Consider the following 6,697-nt stretch of genomic DNA (forward strand, 5'->3'; position numbering starts at 1 on the left):
AGACAGATTTTTTTCAATGGAATCAAATTGTTTCTCCTGTTGCTTGCTTTGTCATAAATTTCATTAATCCGGGAATTCCAGATAGACTTTTCATTAATAATTTATTAAAATTTTTGTTTTCTATAAAAAGGAGGTTTTGTAAAAATATTCCCTTTCTGATCCTGTGTAACAGATATCGGGAGATGTGTTTTCTATTATTATTCAACAACATTTCCCTGGTTTTGTTCATGCAGAAAAATTCAAGCACTTCCTTGTGCAAATCTTTTGCAGAACGAAAAGCCAGGCTCATTCCATTGCCTGTTAAAGGAGGAATAAAACCAGCTGCATCACCAATCTGTAAATATTCTTTTTCAGTGGAATTGTTTATATCAAAATAAAGGTTCGCAGTTATTGTGTTTTTTGAAAATTGTTTGTATTCAAGGCGTTTCTTTAAGTATGGGTTTTTCATTAAAACAGCATGCTCATAAGCTATAATGTCTCCTTTAAAGGGTTTGATGTCAGAAGCTTTAGCAAGATAACACAGGCAATACTTGTTATCTTCTATTTTGGATATCCCACAATAACCGCCCCTGAAAGTGTGAATTTCAATGGTATCATCAACAGGCCCTTTATCTATGTGATATTTTACCCCTATATATTTTTCCTGCTGTATGTTCGGTATGTTATCCAATCCGGAAATTCTGCCATAGGCTCCCACTACAAGCTTTGCCTTTTCCTTTTTTTGCAGGTGTGTGGCCACTAAATACTCATCTTCCTGGTAAGCTATTTCTGTAACTTTGTGCCCTGTTAATAGCTTCACACCGTTTTCAACAGCAATTTCTGCCAGTAAATTATCCAGCTTATACCGGCTGAGGCCAAATCCCCCTTTATCTAATTTGCAAGTAGCTTTTGAACCATTATGTGAGGTTAACACAAAATTGTTTATCCGTGGTAAATCCATAGTTTCTAAGGGCACCCCCAGTTGCAAAAGGAAATCGAAGGATTCCATACTGATATATTCGCCACAAACTTTGTGTTTAGGATATTGACCTTTTTCTATCACCAGTACGGACAAACCACTTTTGGCAGACAAAATAGCAAAAGATAATCCCGCCACTCCTCCTCCGGTTATAATGATGTCCCATATTTTGTTGTTACTCATTGTTCCTGATGCTTATTAAATACCGGAATGCCCACTTCCATTCCAGTGAATAGTTCTTTATACCTGCATTTTTAAGTAAGGCTTCTAATTCATTTCGTTTGAATCCTCTTAACACAGACAAAGGCGCATCATTTTTGGTAAACCTTGATTTAGAAAATAATTGGGTTGGGATTTTGATGCCGTAATAAGCTATTGGCGAACGGACCAAATCATTGATTACTCCACCGATAGTGGCGTTTGATTTAATATCTGCGAAAAATCCTGTAATTTCATGATCTGTTAAATGATGGCAAAAAAGACTGGCAATGATTAAATCTGGCTTATTTCCTGCGGAAAACCAGTCACGGTAATCACAGGTTTCAAAGTTTACTTTTTCGCACAACCCGGGATGCGTTTTTTTAGCATATTCAGCAGCTTCAGGGAGCAAATCCACTCCCGTTAAACGAATAGGAAAAGGCAATTTTTCTGCGTGGTCCAAAAGGTATTGAAGCATATCACCGGCACCAAAACCAATATCCACAATATGGACTTCCCTTGTTTCATTAGCCAGCATCTTCTTAATTGCAGAGAACACCAGGGAAGGCCCGCCTGTGAGTTTGTTGATCAATTCGAGTTCTTTTAAATTGATGAATAAATCTTCTTTGAGCTCATTGGGTAAATCCATCAACTCGGATTCACCGGAGCGCCTGTTAAATCTATTCCCCATTTTAATTCCTTGTTATTTTAAACAACCCACTTTCAACGGTAAGTCCCGGCCCAAAGGCTGCTGAATACAGCCATTCTCCCTGTTTGACTGAATCTGGTTTTTCGAGAAACTTTTGTAAAACAAATAGTATTGTAGCCGAAGACATGTTGCCATAGTTTTGTAATATTTCATAGCTTTCAGCAAGTTTGTCCCGCGGCAAAATCAAAGCACGTTCAAAAGCTTTTAAAATGTTTTTACCTCCCGGATGAATGGCATAGTAAGCAATGTCCTCCTTCAATAATCCGTTTCGGGATATAAAATCATTAAATGCTTTGGCAATATGATTTTCTATATGTCCCGGAACATCTCGGCTAAGTATCATTTCAAAACCATTGTTACCTATATTCCATCCCATATCATTTTTCCCTTCCGGTATAAGTAAGGAATCGAATGAATAGCAGGATAAATAACTTTCCGCAACAGGTGCATCATTCCTTACTATACAAGCTGCCGCTCCGTCAGAAAATAAATAAGTGGACAGAATATTGTCTTCGGATATGTCTTTTCTGAAATGTAGTGAACACAGCTCCACGCACACAAGAAGTACTTTAGCGGATGGTTCCGATTTACAAATCAAATCTGCTAAACGTAAGCCGTGAAACGCGGCATAACAACCCATAAAATTGACGGTAAATCTTTTTACATTGTAATTCAATTCCAGTTTTTCCAGCAACAATGTTTCCAGGCCCGGAGCTGAAAACCCCGTGCAACTTACCGTAATGATATGAGTAATATCCTGCTTTTGCAGGCCTGCTTTCGATATAGCCTCTTCTGAAACAGCGAAACCCAGTCGCGCAGATTCTTTCTCATAAATCCTCATTCTCTCTGCTGTTCCCGGCTGCATATTTTCAGGCTTATACAACGCAGGGCTTTTACAGCCGGGTTGAAAATCCGGTATAACCGAATTTTTTACGCGGATTGAATCATCTTTTAGAAGAGCTTTATATTTTCTTATTACCATTTTGTCCTCGTATATTGAATCCAGGTAATCTTTCATTTGAAAATGATTCACAGGGAATTCACCACATAAAGCAGATATGGCTGTGATATTACTCATGGCAGTAAAAAGGATTTAAAAATGAGAAGAAGAAAAAAGACATTCACTGCAAAGGCTCCTGTTTTGTTCATGCCCATGGTATGCTCATAATCGGCATACTTTTCATTTGAAAAAGTTTTATTCATCCATCTTGTGAAATAGACAACAACCGGAAATAATAAAAGAATAAACAAGATGGTATTAGCAATGCTGCCCTGAAATAAAAACAGTTGCAGGCTCATCAGAACACCCAAAAGCGCGAATAATATTGCCGAAAAAACAAAAGTACCCTTGATGCCAAGCAATAAACTCAGGGTTTTTACCCCATCTTTTTTATCTTGCCTGTGCTGGTATATCTGTGTTAAAGGGTAGCCTGCGCCAATTAATAAAAAACTTATCAGCAGGCTCATTATATATCCCTGTTTCCATACTAATTCGTTATTAACAGACAAAAAAACAATCATATAAATCACCGGCCCCTGGAACACGGCAACAGTTAAAAAACCAATGACCGGGTGTTTTTTCAGGCGGATACCGCGGTAACTGTAAGCTCTTGAGGCAAGAATATAGAATAAAACAAGGGTAGCAATAACTGTATTCAAAAAAAAGTAAGTGATAACCAGAGCCAAAACATCCACAAAAAATGAAACCCAAAACATAATCCCGGGTACTTCGGGTGGCACTTTGAGGCCTCCTATGCTGGCTTTGTCATTATCCATATAGCTGTTGTAACCATTACTGGAAGGGTAAACGAGAAAGTGTAAAACAAGGAAGATTATAAGGCCATTCACAACATTTATGCTTTCCGCCTGGCTTAACGCAAAAAGAAAAACCGGAAGCAGGAAGATGCTGAACGGAAACCGCAGGTGGCTAATAATGTTTTTTAAGTCCTTGCTCATGGTATAAATGAAAAAAGCAAACCCGGCATCAATTGTTTTCGCCAACACCGGGTCATTTAAATCAAAACAAATTTAAGCTTATTTTATAATTTTCAAATCAATATCTACTTCATCTGCCAGCATCCAGCTTTTGCCACCTACGCCATAATCTCTCCTGTTCAGCTTCAGGCTGGACGAATAAATTGTTTTACCGCCTGATTCTGCTATGACTACTTCCAAAACTATTTTTTTGGTGGTGTTTTTGATTGTCAGGTTCCCGCTTACACGAAGTTTGCTAGAACTAACGCCTTCAACGTCAGTAGAAATAAATTTAATAACCGGATATTTCACTGCATCAAAATATTCCTCTTTTTGCAGATCATTATCTCTCATTTTGATACCGGTATTGATGGATGATACTTTTATAATTCCGTTGAATTTACTTTTTCCGGGGTTATTTTTATCATAATGGATATCCGCTACAAAAGATTCAAAAAGCCCTTCAACTGTAATTCCGGCATTTTTTATTTTGAATTTTATATAAGAACTATCATCCTCCTGATTGGATAATGTAAAGCCAAGCAGGGCAGGGATCAGCAAAATGACAACAAGCAGCCCAATTGCGTTTAATTTATTATTCATTCCCGGTAAAAGGATTAAATGAAATGCCTAGGAAAAACATTATAGCCTTATACCTGAACCTGTCGTTGTTATTGGTAAGCTTTACACTGGTTGTGTATTCTGAGAAAGTCATATCCATTCCGCCTCTTAACCATAGCTTTTCTGATATTGCATAAGCAATAAAAAACTCTGATTTAAGGTATCCAATGTCATTATCACCAACAAGCAATAAATTGAATGGTGTTGGCCTTGCAGATGGGTTAACAGGAAAATTTCCAGTATTTTCAGAAGAAATGAATGTGGTGGAGCTTTCCGAACCAAAACCAAGACCTATTGCGTCAATATTAAACCCGGCTTTTAATTTGGGTGTAAACAGGTATTCGATATGTATGGAAGCACTCAATCCCATTGCAAGCGGGGAATTTACAATAAGCGTATCAATGGTTGATTCATCGGATGCAAGTTTGGCAGGGGCTGTAGTATAGGTTAAATTGGAGCCACTAAATCCGGAAAATCGCAGGCCATAACCCAATCGTATTTTTTTTCCATTGAATAGTCCATGAGTTCTATTCCAGGAAAGCGCGCCAGAATAAATTCCATCGCCTGCGCCAATGGCCAGGCCAAAAGCCTGTGTGGTTTTTGGAATCTCGTTTTCCTGAGCTTTTAACGAAATTGCACCAATGCAAAGGAGAGTGATTAATGTGTATTTTATTTTTTTCATACAGGTTTAATTTAAATAAGTTAAACTGATTAGACGAAGTCAGGAATGATTCCTGACAAAAAAGAATTATTAAAGTTTTATTTTTTAATTTGAACATCTTTCCATTCCACTAAAATTAACCATAAATCAAATTGAAAAATGTCATAAATATGACAGAAATTAGCTGCCAGAAACACCATCTGTGAAAATTTGTGCCAGCTCTCTGGTAAAATAAACAATGTATAAGACAGGGATGATTAATTTATACAATTTCAAATATAGATAATGTTTTTACTCCTTTTCAAAACATGAAAGCAAAGCTGTCGGGGAATCAAGCTATTTTTCATTGGCTTTAATTGGATCAGTCAAATAATCTCTTACCCCCTCACTTTCACTTATAGTAATTGGTCTGATATATGTTTTAATCCTGATAAATACCTACTAAAAACCTATTTTTTCCATATCGTCAAATTATGGAAAATTTGCATAATCAGATTTGAAACTTGTCAGGTATTTGGTTTTTTGCCGACTTAGTTAATATAAGTTGTATTTTTGAGTAATTAACAGTTAAACCATTTTGTTATGAAATAGCCATAAGCAGAAATCGGAGCTTACCAACCGAAAATGAATATGGCGTATTCCATCAGACCTTTAAAATTATATACTGATGAAAAATTTAAAAACCCTGCTGCATTCAGTTTTTCTTATTTTCTTTCTGGTTCCAGGTTTTGCAAATGCACAAAACAGTGAAGCCCTTGCAAGATTCATTGTTTCAGAAAGTGAAAATTCATTCCTTATTTCCTGGACTATAAAAGCAGGGTTTAGTTGCTCGGATGTGGTGGTGGAACATTCTTCGGATGGCATAAACTATAATCCTGTTTACAGGTATCCGGGGATTTGTGGAGTTATTGGAAGTGACGAAACTTACAGCTTTATTCATAAAGTTCCGAAGAACGGAGCTAATTATTATAAAATGGACCTGGGATATTCAGGAAATTCTGAACCCTTGTCTGTCAATTTTGTGGATACAAGAAAAGATGGTTTTGTAATTTATCCAATGCCAATCCAGGACCATTCAACAATTGCCTTCACTTCCGGATCCTATGCTTTTTCTCTGATGATAATCAACCATTCGGGGAAAGTTGTTTATAGGGAAGATAATATCAGGGGCTCAGAATTTCCTTTAGGTAAACTTGGCCTGGAAAAGGGGATTTATCACTTTACCCTTGCAAACGGCAATGTTTCCTATTCAGGCACTTTTATTAGGTAATAAATTACAATAAAAATTAAGGAAAATTTCGAACCAAAATTTCTTTAACTATTACAATTACCTTATTGAGTCCTGAACTTTTGCGCTTTCCTCTTTAGTCGGCAAAACTACTCCTATTCCATAAAATTGTAATTGAATTAGGCATTTAACAAATAATTAATTTGTAAGGAGCCGGTGGGCTGGCAATCATCCTTTCCATTAAATTGTCAAAAACACCTGCTTTCATATTATTCCTATTGAATCTGTATGTATACTCATCGATATATGCTTGTAAATGATTGGCATGATGATGCATTCCTCTGAGCC

At 36.8% G+C, this 6,697-nt stretch carries 8 protein-coding genes; 1 reads left to right on the plus strand and 7 read right to left on the minus strand.

Going from position 1 to position 6,697, the window contains the following annotated elements; genetic code table 11:
* Nucleotides 1-22 precede the first annotated feature (22 nt).
* The 6 genes from H0V01_02535 to H0V01_02560 are packed head-to-tail and all read right to left on the minus strand — an operon-like array spanning nt 23 to nt 5,118.
* The gene (locus H0V01_02535) at nt 23-1,141 is read right to left on the minus strand and encodes an NAD(P)/FAD-dependent oxidoreductase (GenBank protein MBA2582247.1); all 1,119 of its coding nucleotides are present in this window, start codon (nt 1,139-1,141) and stop codon (nt 23-25) included.
* Nucleotides 1,134-1,847, minus strand: coding sequence for a methyltransferase domain-containing protein (locus H0V01_02540; protein ID MBA2582248.1), 714 nt, complete (start codon nt 1,845-1,847; stop codon nt 1,134-1,136). Before H0V01_02540 ends, H0V01_02535 begins: the two co-directional genes overlap by 8 nt.
* A 1-nt stretch (nt 1,848) precedes the next feature.
* Nucleotides 1,849-2,943, minus strand: a complete 1,095-nt coding sequence (locus H0V01_02545) for a type III polyketide synthase (GenBank protein ID MBA2582249.1) — start codon at nt 2,941-2,943, stop codon at nt 1,849-1,851.
* Nucleotides 2,940-3,866: a UbiA prenyltransferase family protein gene (locus tag H0V01_02550; GenBank protein ID MBA2582250.1), complete on the minus strand. Its 927-nt coding sequence runs from the start codon at nt 3,864-3,866 to the stop codon at nt 2,940-2,942. The genes H0V01_02545 and H0V01_02550 overlap by 4 nt, the downstream gene beginning before the upstream one ends.
* Nucleotides 3,867-3,899: 33 nt before the next feature.
* On the minus strand, nt 3,900-4,442 hold the full coding sequence (locus H0V01_02555; GenBank protein MBA2582251.1) for a YceI family protein: 543 nt from the start codon (nt 4,440-4,442) through the stop codon (nt 3,900-3,902).
* On the minus strand, nt 4,435-5,118 hold the full coding sequence (locus H0V01_02560; GenBank protein MBA2582252.1) for a hypothetical protein: 684 nt from the start codon (nt 5,116-5,118) through the stop codon (nt 4,435-4,437). The genes H0V01_02555 and H0V01_02560 overlap by 8 nt, the downstream gene beginning before the upstream one ends.
* 670 nt (nt 5,119-5,788) lie before the next feature.
* Here H0V01_02560 and H0V01_02565 point away from each other — a divergent pair.
* A complete protein-coding gene (locus tag H0V01_02565) occupies nt 5,789-6,391 on the plus strand; it encodes a T9SS type A sorting domain-containing protein (GenBank protein ID MBA2582253.1) in 603 nt (200 codons plus the stop codon).
* Nucleotides 6,392-6,536: 145 nt separating this feature from the next.
* Here the strand turns inward: H0V01_02565 and H0V01_02570 are convergent.
* A partial coding sequence (locus tag H0V01_02570) for an IS1595 family transposase (protein ID MBA2582254.1) occupies nt 6,537-6,697 on the minus strand: 161 nt, incomplete at its 5' end.

The organism is Bacteroidota bacterium (genome assembly GCA_013696965.1).
In the GTDB taxonomy this organism is placed as follows: Bacteria; Bacteroidota; Bacteroidia; order JACCXN01; family JACCXN01; genus JACCXN01.

Excerpts from the sequence above, each read along its gene's own strand:
- H0V01_02535 (MBA2582247.1), bottom strand. The coding sequence starts at position 1,141 with ATGAGTAACAACAAAATATGGGACATCATTATAACCGGAGGAGGAGTG.
- H0V01_02540 (MBA2582248.1), bottom strand. The coding sequence starts at position 1,847 with ATGGGGAATAGATTTAACAGGCGCTCCGGTGAATCCGAGTTGATGGAT.
- H0V01_02545 (MBA2582249.1), bottom strand. The coding sequence starts at position 2,943 with ATGAGTAATATCACAGCCATATCTGCTTTATGTGGTGAATTCCCTGTG.
- H0V01_02555 (MBA2582251.1), bottom strand. The coding sequence starts at position 4,442 with ATGAATAATAAATTAAACGCAATTGGGCTGCTTGTTGTCATTTTGCTG.
- H0V01_02565 (MBA2582253.1), top strand. The coding sequence starts at position 5,789 with ATGAAAAATTTAAAAACCCTGCTGCATTCAGTTTTTCTTATTTTCTTT.